Source organism: Pseudomonas sp. B19125, assembly GCF_044218855.1.
Taxonomy (GTDB): Bacteria; Pseudomonadota; Gammaproteobacteria; order Pseudomonadales; family Pseudomonadaceae; genus Aquipseudomonas; species Aquipseudomonas edaphica.
Genome location: NZ_CP162589.1, coordinates 149,804 through 163,189 on the forward strand (window position 1 = coordinate 149,804; position 13,386 = coordinate 163,189).

Annotated in this window: 13 protein-coding genes; 4 read left to right on the forward strand and 9 right to left on the reverse strand. The window is 61.1% G+C overall.

Annotated elements, in window-relative coordinates; all coding sequences use genetic code 11:
• Positions 1 to 14: 14 nt before the first annotated feature.
• Positions 15 to 1,019, forward strand: a complete 1,005-nt coding sequence (locus tag AB4P96_RS00700; RefSeq protein ID WP_017136701.1) for an AraC family transcriptional regulator — start codon at positions 15 to 17, stop codon at positions 1,017 to 1,019.
• Between the two features lie 85 nt (positions 1,020 to 1,104).
• On the opposite strand, the gene AB4P96_RS00705 is transcribed toward AB4P96_RS00700, so the two are convergent.
• Positions 1,105 to 1,464, reverse strand: coding sequence for a response regulator (locus tag AB4P96_RS00705; protein ID WP_017136700.1), 360 nt, complete (start codon positions 1,462 to 1,464; stop codon positions 1,105 to 1,107).
• Between the two features lie 38 nt (positions 1,465 to 1,502).
• The gene (locus AB4P96_RS00710; protein ID WP_236461076.1) at positions 1,503 to 2,189 is read right to left on the reverse strand and encodes a Crp/Fnr family transcriptional regulator; all 687 of its coding nucleotides are present in this window, start codon (positions 2,187 to 2,189) and stop codon (positions 1,503 to 1,505) included.
• Positions 2,190 to 2,272: 83 nt separating this feature from the next.
• Here AB4P96_RS00710 and AB4P96_RS00715 point away from each other — a divergent pair, with 83 nt between their 5' ends.
• Entirely contained in the window at positions 2,273 to 2,800 is a 528-nt protein-coding gene (locus AB4P96_RS00715) for a DUF962 domain-containing protein (protein ID WP_395600419.1), read from the forward strand.
• Between the two features lie 122 nt (positions 2,801 to 2,922).
• On the opposite strand, the gene AB4P96_RS00720 is transcribed toward AB4P96_RS00715, so the two are convergent.
• The 6 genes from AB4P96_RS00720 to dibA all read right to left on the reverse strand — a co-directional run bounded on the left by AB4P96_RS00720 (position 2,923) and on the right by dibA (position 9,263).
• Positions 2,923 to 3,903, reverse strand: coding sequence for a sulfate/molybdate ABC transporter ATP-binding protein (locus AB4P96_RS00720; protein ID WP_065930891.1), 981 nt, complete (start codon positions 3,901 to 3,903; stop codon positions 2,923 to 2,925).
• 3 nt (positions 3,904 to 3,906) lie between these two features.
• Complete coding sequence (gene cysW / locus AB4P96_RS00725) at positions 3,907 to 4,779, reverse strand: sulfate ABC transporter permease subunit CysW (protein WP_138451201.1); 873 nt, start codon at positions 4,777 to 4,779, stop codon at positions 3,907 to 3,909.
• 13 nt (positions 4,780 to 4,792) lie between these two features.
• Positions 4,793 to 5,611 (reverse strand): sulfate ABC transporter permease subunit CysT, encoded by an 819-nt coding sequence (cysT, locus tag AB4P96_RS00730; RefSeq protein WP_064450147.1) that lies wholly within the window; start codon positions 5,609 to 5,611, stop codon positions 4,793 to 4,795.
• A gap of 170 nt (positions 5,612 to 5,781) precedes the next feature.
• The gene (locus AB4P96_RS00735; protein ID WP_003170959.1) at positions 5,782 to 6,792 is read right to left on the reverse strand and encodes a sulfate ABC transporter substrate-binding protein; all 1,011 of its coding nucleotides are present in this window, start codon (positions 6,790 to 6,792) and stop codon (positions 5,782 to 5,784) included.
• Positions 6,793 to 6,867: 75 nt separating this feature from the next.
• Positions 6,868 to 7,050 (reverse strand): sulfur starvation response protein OscA, encoded by a 183-nt coding sequence (gene oscA / locus AB4P96_RS00740; RefSeq protein WP_003170956.1) that lies wholly within the window; start codon positions 7,048 to 7,050, stop codon positions 6,868 to 6,870.
• Between the two features lie 299 nt (positions 7,051 to 7,349).
• Complete coding sequence (gene dibA / locus AB4P96_RS00745) at positions 7,350 to 9,263, reverse strand: phosphodiesterase DibA (RefSeq protein WP_395600420.1); 1,914 nt, start codon at positions 9,261 to 9,263, stop codon at positions 7,350 to 7,352.
• A gap of 166 nt (positions 9,264 to 9,429) precedes the next feature.
• Between dibA and desA the strand changes: the two genes are divergently transcribed.
• Both desA and AB4P96_RS00755 read left to right on the forward strand, forming a co-directional pair.
• Positions 9,430 to 10,614 (forward strand): delta-9 fatty acid desaturase DesA, encoded by a 1,185-nt coding sequence (desA, locus tag AB4P96_RS00750; protein WP_017136693.1) that lies wholly within the window; start codon positions 9,430 to 9,432, stop codon positions 10,612 to 10,614.
• Positions 10,615 to 10,937: 323 nt separating this feature from the next.
• Positions 10,938 to 11,939 (forward strand): GGDEF domain-containing protein, encoded by a 1,002-nt coding sequence (locus tag AB4P96_RS00755; protein ID WP_395600421.1) that lies wholly within the window; start codon positions 10,938 to 10,940, stop codon positions 11,937 to 11,939.
• 183 nt (positions 11,940 to 12,122) lie between these two features.
• Here the strand turns inward: AB4P96_RS00755 and AB4P96_RS00760 are convergent, their stop codons facing one another.
• On the reverse strand, positions 12,123 to 13,325 hold the full coding sequence (locus AB4P96_RS00760) for an HDOD domain-containing protein (RefSeq protein ID WP_236461069.1): 1,203 nt from the start codon (positions 13,323 to 13,325) through the stop codon (positions 12,123 to 12,125).
• Between the last annotated feature and the right edge of the window lie 61 nt (positions 13,326 to 13,386).

Genomic DNA, 13,386 nt, shown 5'->3' on the forward strand with positions numbered 1-13,386 from the left:
AAGCGCCAATCACCATGACTGAACCCACGTCTCTCGCCAGTTGGACCCGCGCCCTGCGCAAGCAGCTCGACGCCCTCAACCTGGACAGCGCCGCGCTGTGCATCGAGGCCGGGCTCGACCCGCAGCAGATGGACGACCCCAACGCACGCTACCCGCTGTCGGCCACCACACGCCTGTGGGCGCTGGCAGTGCAGGCCAGTGGCGACCCGGCGATCGGCTTGCGCGTGTCGCGGTTTGTGAGCCCGACCACCTTTCATGCGCTGGGTTATGCGCTGGTGGCCAGCGGCAGCTTGCGTGAGGTGTTCGAGCGCATCGTGCGGTATCACCAAGTGGTCAGCGATGCCCTGACGCTGGAGCTTAGCCGAGCGGGTGAGCGTTACCGCTTTCGTCTGCTGCAACCTGCGGACAGTCCGGCACCCGCGCCGGAAGCGATTGATGCGTTTGCAGCGATCTATGTGCGCACCTGCCGTAATCGCCTGGGCCGTGACTACGCGCCGTTGGCGGTGTACCTGCGGCGGCCGGAACCGGCGGATCCAAAACCCTGGCACACGGTGTTTCGCGCACCGGTGTTTTTCGATGCCGAGGAAGACCGTCTTGAATTTTCCGCCCAGGACTTCGACAGCCACCTGGACGACGCCAACCCCGAGTTGGCCGAGCACAATGAAACCGTGCTCAAGCGCACCCTGGCCCAGTTGCAACCGCTGACCTGGGAACGCAAGGTGCGCAGGGCGATCGAGGAACAATTGCCGGAGGGCGAGCCGAGTGCCGAGCGCATCGCCCAGGCGTTGCACCTGAGTCTGCGCAGCTTGCAGCGGCATTTGGCGGATGAAGGCTGTCGGTTTGATGCGTTGCTCAATGAGTGCCGCGAGAACCTGGCGCTGCTGCACCTGCGCGATCCGCACTGCTCATTGGCCGAGATCAGTTATTTGCTTGGGTTTGCCGATACCAGCAGTTTCAGCCGAGCGTTCAAGCGCTGGACAGGGATGACGCCGGGGCAGTTTCGCGATGGGTTGCGTTAGGTAGGGCCTCATCGCGGGCAAGCCCGGCTCCCACAGGGCAATGCATTCCAACTGTGGGAGCTGGCTTGCCTGCGATAGCGGTGGCTCAGCGACCACGCCGCAAGAGTTTTTTCACCCGCGCCACCAGCACCTTGGCATCAAACGGCTTGAGCAAATAATCATCCTCATGCAGTTCCAACCCACGCAAGCGGTCTTCAATGCCACCGGGCGTGGTCAGGAACAGCACGGGTGTCTCACCCTTTAACCGAATCGCCTGCTGCAACTTCCAGGCATTCAGGCCCGGCAGCATCACATCCAGGATCACCAGGTCGTACTCGGTGCTTTCCACGAAACGCAACGCCGCCATGCCATTGGCCGCGACTTCGACGCTGTAACTGGCCTCGTTCAAGCCCTGGGCCATCCGCTGTGCCTCTTCGGATTCATGTTCCACTAACAGCACGCGCATAACACACCTCGATTAATCAGGCTTGCAGGCTAACACCCTCAGGTGTGCGCCGCCTCACGCAGTCGCCGGGCGTCGAGGATTTCGATCTCGCCGTAGCCCAGGCGCACGATGCCTTGGGCCTGCAGGTCCTTGAGCAAGGCGTTGGTGGTCTGGCGTGACAGGCTCAACATAGCGGCCAGGTCTTCCTGGGGCAGTTGCAGCACGCTTTTTGAAGACTCGGCCTCGCCGTAACCCTCGACGATCATCAACAGACGATGGGCCAGGCGCACCGACGCCGGCATCAGGCTCAATTGCTCGATATTGATAAAACTCAGGCGCAGCTTCTGGCTCATCAACAACGCCAGGTCGCGCCAGTACTGCGGGCTTTCATTGAGGATACTGAGCAACGCCTGCTGTGGCACCTGCAGCAGCGTGCACGGCCCGACGGCGCAGGCGTCGTGGGTGCGTGGCAGGCCGTCGAACAGGCAAATCTCACCCAGCCAGAAGGGTGATTCCACCAGGCTCAACAGTGCTTCCTTGCCGTGTTCATTCACCGCACTGATGCGCAAGGCGCCGTCGAGCACCGCGTACAGGCCACAGGGTGGGTCGCCACGCTTGAACAGGGTTTGCCCCGCCGCCAGCTGCCGCTGCCGGGCGTGGGCCAGCAGGCTATGCTGAAAAGGCTCAGGCAGGTGGCTGAACCAGTGGCCAGAGGCCAAGCGAGTACGCCATTTCTCTGTGTCCATGAGCACTCCGAAGATTGTCGCCCAGCTGACAGTCAGTCACAGGCGGACAGGGCATGATCAAGCATCCTACAGGAGGAACAACAATGAAAAGCCTCGTCGACCACCTCAGCCAATACGCCGCCTACCACCGCGACCCGCGCAATATCGCCAGCCACTTTATCGGCATCCCGTTGATTGTGGTCGCCGTGGCGGTGCTGCTGTCGCGCCCTGAATGGGCAATCGGCAGCCTGTGGATATCTCCGGCAGTGCTACTCGCGCTGTTTTCGGCATGGCTCTACTTGCGCCTGGAACTGGCGCTGGGCCTGCTGATGACGCTGTTGATGGGTTTGTCGGTATGGGCCGGGCATGCGCTGGCGGCACAGAGCACGCTGGTATGGCTGAGCAGCGGCATCGGTATGTTTGTGGTGGGCTGGGTGATTCAGTTTGTCGGGCACTATTACGAAGGCAGGAAGCCGGCGTTTGTGGATGATGTGTCGGGATTGATTGTGGGGCCGTTGTTTGTGGTGGCGGAGCTGGCGTTTGTGCTGGGGTTGCGGCAGGAACTTAAAGAGCAGATTGAGGCGCGGTCCGGCCCGGTAGAACGCCGCGATCTGAAGCCAAGCAAGGTCTGAATGTGGGAGCTGGCTTGCCTGCGATACAGGCACCTCGGTGTATCAGTCACACCGTAGTGATGCTATCGCAGGCAAGCCAGCTCCCACATGATCGTTCCCACGCAGAGTGAACGATCTGAGGGTCAGGCTTTTTGCCAGACCTTGGGCTTGAAGAACAAGGTCTCGCCACGCGCCAAACCGGTCAGGCTGTCGTGGTCTTTGACCACTTCGGCCTCGATCAACTCGCTTTGGCCTTCGACCTTGAGCGTCACCCGTGTGGTGGCGCCGAGCGGGCGAATATCGCGCACTTGCGCGGCGTGGTGATCTTCCAGCTCATGGCGCGACAGCGACACTTCATGCGGGCGGAACAGCACGTGCTTGTCTTCGCCCAAGTGCAGACGGTTGGAATCACCGAGGAAGTGATACACAAAATCGCTGGCCGGGTTTTCGTAGACTTCGCCCGGTGAGCCGATCTGCTCGATCACGCCCTTGTTCATCACCACGATACGGTCGGCGACTTCCATGGCCTCTTCCTGGTCGTGGGTCACGAACACCGAGGTGAGGTTGATATCTTCGTGCAGGCGCGCCAGCCAGCGGCGCAGCTCTTTACGCACCTTGGCGTCGAGGGCACCGAAGGGTTCATCCAGCAGCAGCACCTTGGGTTCTACCGCCAGGGCGCGCGCCAGGGCGATACGCTGACGCTGGCCACCGGAGAGTTGTTCCGGGTAGCGATCCGACAGCCAATCAAGCTGCACCATATTCAGCAGTTCATGCACTTTGACCGCAATCTGGCTTTCGCTCGGGCGCTGGTTTTTCGGCTTCATGCGCAGGCCGAAGGCAACGTTGTCGAACACGGTCATGTGGCGGAACAGCGCGTAGTGCTGGAACACAAAGCCGACGTTGCGATCACGCACGTCGTGGCCGGACACGTCTTCACCGTGGAACACGATGCTGCCGTCATCCGGGGTTTCCAGGCCGGCGATGATGCGCAGCAAGGTGGTCTTGCCGCAGCCGGACGGGCCCAGCAACGCCACCAGCTCGCCACTCTGGATGTCCAGATTGATGCTGTTCAGGGCCTTGAAGGCGTTGAAGTTCTTGCTGACATTACGGACTTCGATCGACATGACTTATTCCTCACCGGCGCTGTTGCGCAGGCGGTTGATACGGTTCTCGCTCCACTGCTTGAGCAGCAGGATGAAGAGCGCCAGGATCAGCAACAGGCTCGCGACGGCAAACGCGGCGACATGGTTGTATTCGTTGTAGAGGATCTCGACGTGCAGCGGCAAGGTGTTGGTCACGCCGCGAATGTGGCCGGACACCACCGACACCGCGCCGAACTCACCCATCGCCCGCGCGGTACACAGCACCACGCCGTAGATCAGGCCCCACTTGATGTTCGGCACGGTCACATGCCAGAACATCTGCCAGCCATTGGCACCCAACAGGCGTGCGGCTTCTTCTTCCTGGGTGCCCTGCTCCTGCATCAACGGGATCAGTTCACGGGCCACGAACGGCACCGTCACGAAGATGGTCGCCAGCACAATGCCCGGCAAGGCGAACACGATCTGGATGTCATGGTCTTGCAGCCACGGGCCGAAGAAGCCCTGGGCGCCGAACATCAGCACGTAGACCAGGCCCGCGATCACCGGCGACACCGAGAACGGCAGGTCGATCAGCGTGACCAGAATGCTCTTGCCACGGAACGAGTACTTGCTCACACACCACGCGGCACTGACGCCGAACACCAGGTTGAGCGGCACCGAAATCACCACGGCGATCACCGTGAGCTTGAGTGCCGACAGCGCGTCCGGCTCAAGGATCGCCGTGAAGAACGCGCCGAGGCCATTCTTCAAACCCTGGGACACCACGATAAACAGCGGCAGCAGCAGGAACAGGAAGAACACCAGCCAGCCCAGGCCGATCAGGATGCGTCGCGACACCGCGCTGCCACGCCGGGCAGCATTGGCCGAGGCTGCAGCGGAAATAGACGATTGGGACATGCTCCGCGCCTCCTTATGGACGTTCGATGCGCCGCTGCAACAAGTTGATCAGCAGCAGCAAGACAAAGGAAACCACCAGCATCAACACGCCAATGGAGGTGGCACCGCGGTAGTCGTATTGGTCGAGCTTGACCATGATCAGCAGCGGCAGGATCTCGGTTTTCATCGGCATGTTGCCGGCGATGAAAATCACCGAACCGTACTCACCCACGCCACGGGCAAAGGCCAGCGCAAAGCCGGTCAGCCAGGCGGGCAGCAAGGCCGGCACGAGGATGTAGCGGAACACCTGCAACGGTTTGGCGCCCAGGCAGGCGGCGGCTTCTTCGATTTCCCGGGGGATGTCGGCCAGCACCGGCTGCACCGTGCGCACCACGAACGGCAGCGTGACGAAGGTCAGCGCCAGGGTGATGCCCAAGGGGCTGTAGGCGATCTTGAAGCCCAGGTCGGCGGCGAACTGGCCAACCAGGCCGGTCGGCGTGTACAAGGCGGTCAGCGCAATACCGGCAACGGCCGTGGGCAGGGCAAACGGCAAGTCGATCATCGCATCGATGATCTTGCGGCCCGGGAAGGTGTAGCGCACCAACACCCAGGCCAGCAACGTGCCGATCACGCCATTGATCAACGCGGCGTAAAGCGCGGTGCTGAAGCTCAGTTTTAACGCCGCCAGCACACGCGGTGCGCTAATGATGGCCCAGAACTGATCCCAAGTGAGTTGAGCGGCGTGTACAAACATCGCCGCCAGGGGGATGAGTACGATCAGGCTGAGGTACACCACGGTGTAGCCCAGCGTCAGCCCGAAGCCGGGTATGACGGGGGAAATACGACGCGACATAAGAGTCCTTGGTTAAAGGGTAAACACCACTGCCTTTCTGTGGGAGCTGGCTTGCCTGCGATGCAGGCACCTCGGTGTGTCAGTCACACCTTGGTGATGCTATCGCAGGCAAGCCAGCTCCCACACAAGCCGGCCCCCGCCGAAAGGCGGGCTCCTACAGGTAATTTGGCTTACTGCGCCGTGTAGATCTGGTCGAACACGCCACCGTCGTTAAAGAATTTCGGTTGGGCAGTTTTCCAGCCACCGAAGTCTTTGTCGATAGTCACCAGGTCCAGTTTCGGGAACTGCTGGGCGTATTTGGCGGCCACTTTTGCATCGCGTGGGCGGTAGAAGTTCTTCGCCGCAATCTCCTGGCCAGCCGGGCTGTACAGGTGCTTGAGGTATTCGGTGGCGATCTCGGTATTGCCCTTTTTCTCGGCGTTTTTGTCGACCACGGCCACTGGCGGCTCCGCGAGGATCGACAGGGACGGCACGACGATATCGAACTTGTCGGCGCCGCCGTCTTCTTTGAGTGCCAGGAACGCCTCGTTTTCCCACGCCAGCAACACGTCACCCTGACCGTTGTTGACGAAGGTGATGGTCGAACCGCGAGCACCGGTGTCGAGGATCGGCACGTGCTTGAACAGCTCTTTTACGTATTCCTGGGCCTTGGCTTCGCTGCCGCCGGATTTCAGGCCGTAGGCCCACGCGGCGAGGAAGTTCCAGCGCGCACCGCCGGAGGTTTTCGGGTTAGGCGTGATAACGGAAACGTCTTTCTTGATCAGGTCGCCCCAGTCCTTGATGCCTTTAGGGTTGCCCTTGCGCACCAGGAACACGATGGTCGAGGTGTACGGAGTGCTCGCATCCGGCAGGCGGGTTTGCCAGTTTTCCGGCAGGGTCTTGCCCAGTTTGGCGATTTCATCGATGTCGCCAGCCAGGGCCAGGGTCACTACGTCGGCGCGCAAGCCGTCGATCACCGCACGGCCTTGCTTACCCGAGCCACCGTGGGATTGCTGGATCTTCACGTTGTCGCCAGGGTGGGACTGTTTCCAGTAGCTGGTGAATTCAGCGTTGTAGTCCTGGTACAGCTCACGGGTCGGGTCATACGAGACGTTGAGCAACTCGTAGTCCTTGGCAACGGCGGAACCGGCAAACACGGCGCTGGCCAGTGCGGCCAGGGCGTAACGGCGAATCGACGACATAGAAGCTCCTGATAATTCTTGGGTGTTGGCTTTTTCTTATAGTTGCGGGTCTAGCATGCGAATCGCCGTTGTTGCTTAGCTCGGTTTGTTACCCGGGTTTTGCAAACGGAATTTTTCCTTGCGCTCGATCTGTACCACTTGGGCGTTGTGCACAGTGATTTCCACCGCGCCAAACCGCAGGTCGCGCAAGGCGCTCTGGATCTCACGCAAAATGGCTGCTTCGTCCTGGCCGTCGACGCTACGTAGAGATGCGCTCATGGTCTCGCTCCTGAAATGAATAGTGCCTGGCAGTGGCGGCACTGCTTGCGGCGTGAGGGCGATAGTAGATAAGCGCGGATATTCTTAAAAATACTATTTAAGAATGTTTATATAACTAGAAAGAATTTTCTGACAGGACGTGGGGTTGCGAAGGTTTTGGCCTGGAAAATACTGCTACCCAAGCACCGCTAAACCCTGTGGGAGCCGGGCTTGCCCGCGATGGCGGTGTGTCAGGCACTGATGTTTCGACTGATACTGCCTCATCGCGGGCAAGCCCGGCTCCCACATTGGCCTGCATTTCACATGCGGATAGCGGGTGCCCGGGCCCAATCCATTTCTTGCGCCGGCACCGGCCGGCCAAACCAATACCCTTGCGCCAAATCACACTCTTGCTCCAACAAAAACCGCGCCTGCTCCGCCTGCTCAATGCCTTCAGCATGCACCTGCATGCCCATGCTTTTTGCCAAAGCGATCACCACGCGCACAATCGCCGCGTCGTCTTCATCCCACGGCAAGCCGGCGACAAAGCCCTGGTCGATCTTGAGCTTCTGCACCGGCAGGCGCTTGAGGCGCAGCAATGACGAATAACCGGTGCCAAAGTCGTCGATCGCCAGGCGCAGGCCCAGCTCGCGCAGGCGGTGCAATTGCTCAAGGGCGACTTCGGGGTCTTCCATCACGGCGCTTTCGGTGACCTCAAGCTCCAGATAAGCCGGGTCAAGGCCGGTGGTGTGCAGCACCTGGGCGACTTGCTCATACAGTTCACGCCGGGCAAACAAACGGCTGGAGACATTCACCGCAATAAAGCTCAACGGCGCGCCATCGGCCAGCCATTGGCCCATCTGGCGGCAGGCCTGGTCCATCACCCAGGCATCGATATCGGCAATCAGCCCGGTGCGCTCGGCAATCGGGATAAATTCACCCGGCGGCACCAGGCCGCGCTCAGGGTGTTGCCAGCGCACCAGGGCTTCGACGCCAACCAGACGACTGTCTTGCAGGTCGTGCACGGGCTGGTAGTACACACGCAGCTCTTGCTGATCGAGGGCGCGGCGCAGTTCGCTGGCGATTTCCACGCGGTGCTGGGCGTGGGCCGTCAGTTCTTCGGTGTACAGCGCATAACCTTCGCGGCCGGCGCTCTTGGCTTTGAACAGCGCGGAGTCGGCATTGCGCAGCAGTTGTTCGGCGCTCAGGGCATCACTGGGAAACAGACTGATGCCGATGCTGGCGCTGATAAACAACTGGTTGCCGTCGAACACAAACGGCTCTTTCATCGCGTCGAGCATGCGCTGCGCCAGCGCGGCAGCCTGCACCACCTGTGGACAACTTTCGGCCAGCACGGCGAACTCATCGCCACCGAGGCGCGCCAGGGTCACGCCGGGGCCGAACAGGCCCTTTAACCGCTCGCCAACGGCCTTGAGCAGCTGGTCACCGACATTATGGCCGAGGCTGTCGTTGATGATCTTGAAGTGGTCCAGGTCCATCAACAGCAACGCGCAGCCGCGTTTGTGCACTTGCGCCGAGGCCAGCGCCTGCTCGGCGCGGTCAGTAAAGAGCAGGCGGTTGGGCAAGTCGGTGAGCGGGTCGTGGTGGGCCAGGTGCGCCAGTTCGTGCTCGGAGTCCTTGATGGCGCTGATGTCGGAAAACACCGCGACGTAATGGCTGACCTGGCCCTGGTCATTGTGGATAACTCGGATGGTTTGCCACTGTGGATAAATCTCACCGCTTTTACGCCGGTTCCAGATTTCGCCGCTCCACTCGCCGGTGCGTTCGAGGGTCTGGAACATCTGTTGATAAAAATTCGACGAATGGCGTCCGGACTTGAACAGGCTCGGCCGTTCGCCCATCACGTCCTCTCGGCTGTAGCCGGTGATCTCCATAAAGGCCCGGTTCACATGCACGATCAGCCCCTGGGCGTCGGTGACCAGTACGCCTTCACGGGTGCAATCGAACACGGCGGCGGCCTGTTGCAGGCGTTCATGGTTTTCTTTCAAGGGTTGCTGCAACCGATGGGTGCGGGCAAAACGGGCACAGATCAGGTAAATGACCCACGCGCTGAGGGCCACCCACACATAACCGCGCGCCTGCAACCAACGTCCTAACTGCCTCGGGTCATCGAGAAAGTTGATCAATAGGTGGTTGCTGAGCTGGAGCCACACAATGGAAACCAGCAGGTATACCAGCCCCACCCGCAGGGCACCTCGGTACGAAAACAGCATATGGTCAGTAATCCTTACCCAAAAAACAAAATCGCCCTACAAACGCTGCGGATTATAGAATAAGAAACATCCAGTCACTCCTATCTGAAAGGGCGGCTGGTTTTCTCTGTAGGCTTAGTGATAATGCGTGAGCTGTTTTTTTCTTTATCTGAGGGCCATACAGCCTATGTGGTACAACGGTTTTCTTGACCTGTCAGCCTGGCAACTGGTGGCAGTCACGCTGTTGATGACCCACGTGACCATTGTTGGGGTCACGGTCTATCTGCACCGTTATTCAGCCCATCGCTCCCTGGAGCTCAATGCCGGCCTGAAACACTTCTTCCGCTTCTGGCTGTGGCTGACCACGGCGCAGAACACCCGCGAGTGGACCGCCATCCACCGCAAACACCACGCCAAGTGCGAAACCGTCGACGACCCGCACAGCCCGGTCATCAAGGGTTTGTCCACCGTGCTGCGCAAAGGCGCCGAGCTGTACCGCGCCGAGGCCGAGAACCCCGAGACCCTGCGCATCTACGGCAAAAACTGCCCGGACGACTGGATCGAACGCAAAATCTATACGCCTTACCCGCTGCTGGGCGTGGCGATCATGGGGGTCATCGACCTGCTGCTGTTCGGCACCATTGGCATCACCATCTGGGCGATCCAGATGATGTGGATCCCGTTCTGGGCCGCCGGTGTGATCAACGGCCTTGGCCATGCGGTCGGTTATCGCAACTTTGAGTGCCGTGACGCCGCCACCAACCTGGTGCCGTGGGGCATCATTGTCGGCGGCGAAGAGCTGCACAATAACCACCACACTTACCCGAACTCGGCCAAGCTGTCGGTGAAGAAGTGGGAGTTCGACCTGGGTTGGGCGTGGATCAAAGTGTTCAGCTTCCTGCGCCTGGCCAAGGTGCAGCGCGTCGCGCCGATCGCGCACCGCGTGGAAGGCAAAGGCCACCTGGACATGGACACCGCCATGGCGATCCTCAACAACCGCTTCCAGATCATGGCCCAGTACCGCAAGTTGGTGATTGGCCCACTGGTCAAGCAGGAGCTGGAAAAGGTCGATCATTCGGTACGCCACCAGTTCCACCGCGCCAAGCGCCTGTTGTCACGTGAAACCAGCCTGCTGGATGACCGCCACCACGTGCGCATCCAGAGCATGCTCGAACACAGCCACGCGCTGACCGTGATCTACGAGAAGCGCCTGGCGCTGCAGCAGATCTGGCTGAAGACCAGCACCAATGGCCACGACATGCTGGCCGCGATCAAGGAATGGGTGCACGAGGCTGAGGCCAGCGGTATTCAGTCCCTGCGCGATTTTGCCCACCAACTGAAGACCTACTCGCTGCGCCCTGCAGCGGTCTGACACGGTCTCGTGGTGAGCGGGCTTGCTGTGGCGAGCAGGCTTGCCCTGCGTTGGGCTGCGAAGCAGCCCTGAAACCAAACACCGCGCCCTGCCTGGCAGAACGCGGTGTTTTTATTGGGGCCGCTGCGCGCCCCAACGCGGGGCAAGCCTGCTCGCCACAGTAAGCCCGCGCTCTGCATACTGGTTTCTGACGCCATTTCTTAGTCAGCCCGTTCACGGAACTTCACCGCAAATCCCCTCTCTCAAGGAACACTTCGCCATCATGGTGGCCCTTGCACTGACCGCTGCTCCATCCTGCGGCGAGCCCAGAGAGAGTTGTGCCGATGGTTCCCGAAAAGCCTTATTCAACCGATGCGCCCGTCGCTGAGCACCCACGCCCGGCTGCGGCGGCCACCCTGCTGGCGCTGATGCATGCCCAAGGTGAAGTCGAACGGCTGAGTGAGCGTGAACAACTGCTCAGTTCGCTGTTGGTCAGCGTGAATGCCGTGCTGTGGGCCATCGATTGGGAAACCCGGCGTGTGTTGTACGTGAGCCCGGCCTACGATCGGGTGTTTGGCCGATCCGCCGGTTTACTGCTCGCCGACTACCGCGAATGGCGTAACAGCATTCACCCCGAAGACCTCGACTACGCCGAATACAGCCTGGCCCGCGTGATGGAAGACGGCGCCGTGGAGGACCGCGAGTACCGCATTATCACCGCCGACGGTCAGATTCGCTGGTTGAGCGACAAGTGCTACATCAACCAACAGGTCGAACCCGGCAAGCCGGTGATTGTGGTCGGCATGGCCGAAGACATCACCGAAAAAAAGCACATGGAGTTGGAGCTGCACCGACTCGCCACCACTGATGTGCTGACCCAAAGCAGCAACCGCAGGCACTTTTTCGAGTGCGCCAACCAGGCGTTCGACAGCGCCTGCGCCCAAAGCGCCCCGCTGGCGTTCCTGCTGCTGGACATCGATGACTTCAAAGACGTCAACGACAGCTACGGCCACCTGGAAGGCGACCAGGTGCTGCGGCGTATCGCCGAGAGCGGTCGCGGCGTGCTGCGCCGTGGCGACCTGTTCGGGCGCATTGGCGGCGAAGAGTTCGCTGCGGTACTGCCTGGCTGTGCGCCGCACATGGCGTTGCAGGTAGCCGAACGGCTCGGCAAGGAAATCCAGGCCCTGAGTTTCAGCTATGAAGGCCGGGAGTTTACCGTGACCGTCAGCCAAGGCCTGGCCAACCTGCGTGAAGACGACTCAACCCTGGACAGCCTGTTCGCACGGGCCGATGCCGCCATGTACGAGGCCAAGCGCCAAGGCAAAAACCGCGTCATAGAGGGCTAGAACTCGATCAAGCAATGGGAACCGGCCTGGTTGGGAGCTGGCTTGTGTGGGAGCGGGCTTGTGTGGGAGCCGGGCTTGCCCGCGATAGCATCAACTCGGTACCCCTGATAGACCGAGGTGCCGGCATCGCAGGCAAGCCAGCTCCCACACAAGCCAGCTCCCAGACCTGAACTTCGTTGCCCGCTAGGTTTTGCGCACCCGCGTCAGCTCCGACAAGCCCACCTTGAGTAACCTGGCCGTCTTGCTCTTGGCCAGCGCTTCCAACCCCTCATGCTCGGTCAGACGCGCCATTTGCGCCGCCAGGTTCACCACCAGCGCGTCGCGCGAATACACCCCACCCTCGAGTGAATAGGTCGCCGCAATCAACTGCCGCAACTCCAGCGGCAAGCGCCAGCGCGTGCGCAACGCCGAGCCATAGGCGGCGCCAAAGGTGTCGAGGGACTCACCGATTGCCTCGTCATCCAGCGCCCCGCCACCCAGGCGCCAGTCTTCCAGGCAGCGTAACAACGCCAAGTCACCCAGCCGATGCAGAATGCCCGCGCAGTAGCAACGTTCGTGGTCCAGTTCGAGCATGCGCGCCAGGCGGCGGCCGTAGTCGGCGGTGTCCTGGGACAGCTGCCAGTGGCGCTCGGCGTAGGCCACCAACGCCGGGTCACCCAGCACCACGTTGTGCTTGAGCGCCAGGCCCAGGATCAGGTTCATGCTCTGCCCGGCGGCGAGCTTTTGCAGTGCAGCGGCCAGGGTCTGTACCGGCGTGCCGTGATGGCCGGCGCTGTTAGCGGCGGCGATCAGCACAGCGGTGATTTGCGGGTCGGTTTTTACCTGTTCTTCCAGTTGCTTGAGGTCCAGGCCGTCCGGCGCCAGGCTGTGTTGCACGGCGGCTTTCACATCGACCCGCAGCGGCGCACCATCACAGACGTCGCGGCGGCGTTCCAGGAACACTGGCAAGGCCATACCGGGCGCCAGCGGCGGTATCTCGCAATACACACTTTCGCCTTCATCGAGCAGCAGGTCTTGCAGGCGCTGGGTCAGGCCTTCCATGTTCAGGGGTTTGGTCAGATACGCCGTGGGCGCCAGGGGCAAGGCTTCGCGCACGCTGGCGCTGTCATTGCGACTGCTCAGCAGAATAAACGGCAGCGAACGGCGCTTCTGGCGCACGCTGCGCAGCAGGCTCAGGCCATCGACGCCCGGCAGCTCCCAATCCGCCAGGATCAGGTCATAGGTTTTGTCTCGCAACAGCGTGGCCGCTTCCTGGCCATCGGCACACACATCCAGCCGCGCGTCGCAGCGCACATTCAACAACACTTGCTTGAGCAGGTCCCGCGACCAAGGGTCCGCCTCGGCAATCAACACGCGGGGTACAGCGGGTAAATCAACAGCAGTCATCCAGCACGCTCCATCGGCAATACTTGCACCTTAGACAATCACGCCGCCTGCGTACAATGAA

Excerpts from the sequence above, each read along its gene's own strand:
- desA (WP_017136693.1), top strand. The coding sequence starts at position 9,430 with ATGTGGTACAACGGTTTTCTTGACCTGTCAGCCTGGCAACTGGTGGCA.
- AB4P96_RS00715 (WP_395600419.1), top strand. The coding sequence starts at position 2,273 with ATGAAAAGCCTCGTCGACCACCTCAGCCAATACGCCGCCTACCACCGC.
- AB4P96_RS00710 (WP_236461076.1), bottom strand. The coding sequence starts at position 2,189 with ATGGACACAGAGAAATGGCGTACTCGCTTGGCCTCTGGCCACTGGTTC.
- AB4P96_RS00720 (WP_065930891.1), bottom strand. The coding sequence starts at position 3,903 with ATGTCGATCGAAGTCCGTAATGTCAGCAAGAACTTCAACGCCTTCAAG.
- AB4P96_RS00700 (WP_017136701.1), top strand. The coding sequence starts at position 15 with ATGACTGAACCCACGTCTCTCGCCAGTTGGACCCGCGCCCTGCGCAAG.
- dibA (WP_395600420.1), bottom strand. The coding sequence starts at position 9,263 with ATGCTGTTTTCGTACCGAGGTGCCCTGCGGGTGGGGCTGGTATACCTG.
- oscA (WP_003170956.1), bottom strand. The coding sequence starts at position 7,050 with ATGAGCGCATCTCTACGTAGCGTCGACGGCCAGGACGAAGCAGCCATT.
- AB4P96_RS00705 (WP_017136700.1), bottom strand. The coding sequence starts at position 1,464 with ATGCGCGTGCTGTTAGTGGAACATGAATCCGAAGAGGCACAGCGGATG.
- AB4P96_RS00755 (WP_395600421.1), top strand. The coding sequence starts at position 10,938 with ATGGTTCCCGAAAAGCCTTATTCAACCGATGCGCCCGTCGCTGAGCAC.
- cysT (WP_064450147.1), bottom strand. The coding sequence starts at position 5,611 with ATGTCGCGTCGTATTTCCCCCGTCATACCCGGCTTCGGGCTGACGCTG.
- AB4P96_RS00735 (WP_003170959.1), bottom strand. The coding sequence starts at position 6,792 with ATGTCGTCGATTCGCCGTTACGCCCTGGCCGCACTGGCCAGCGCCGTG.
- cysW (WP_138451201.1), bottom strand. The coding sequence starts at position 4,779 with ATGTCCCAATCGTCTATTTCCGCTGCAGCCTCGGCCAATGCTGCCCGG.
- AB4P96_RS00760 (WP_236461069.1), bottom strand. The coding sequence starts at position 13,325 with ATGACTGCTGTTGATTTACCCGCTGTACCCCGCGTGTTGATTGCCGAG.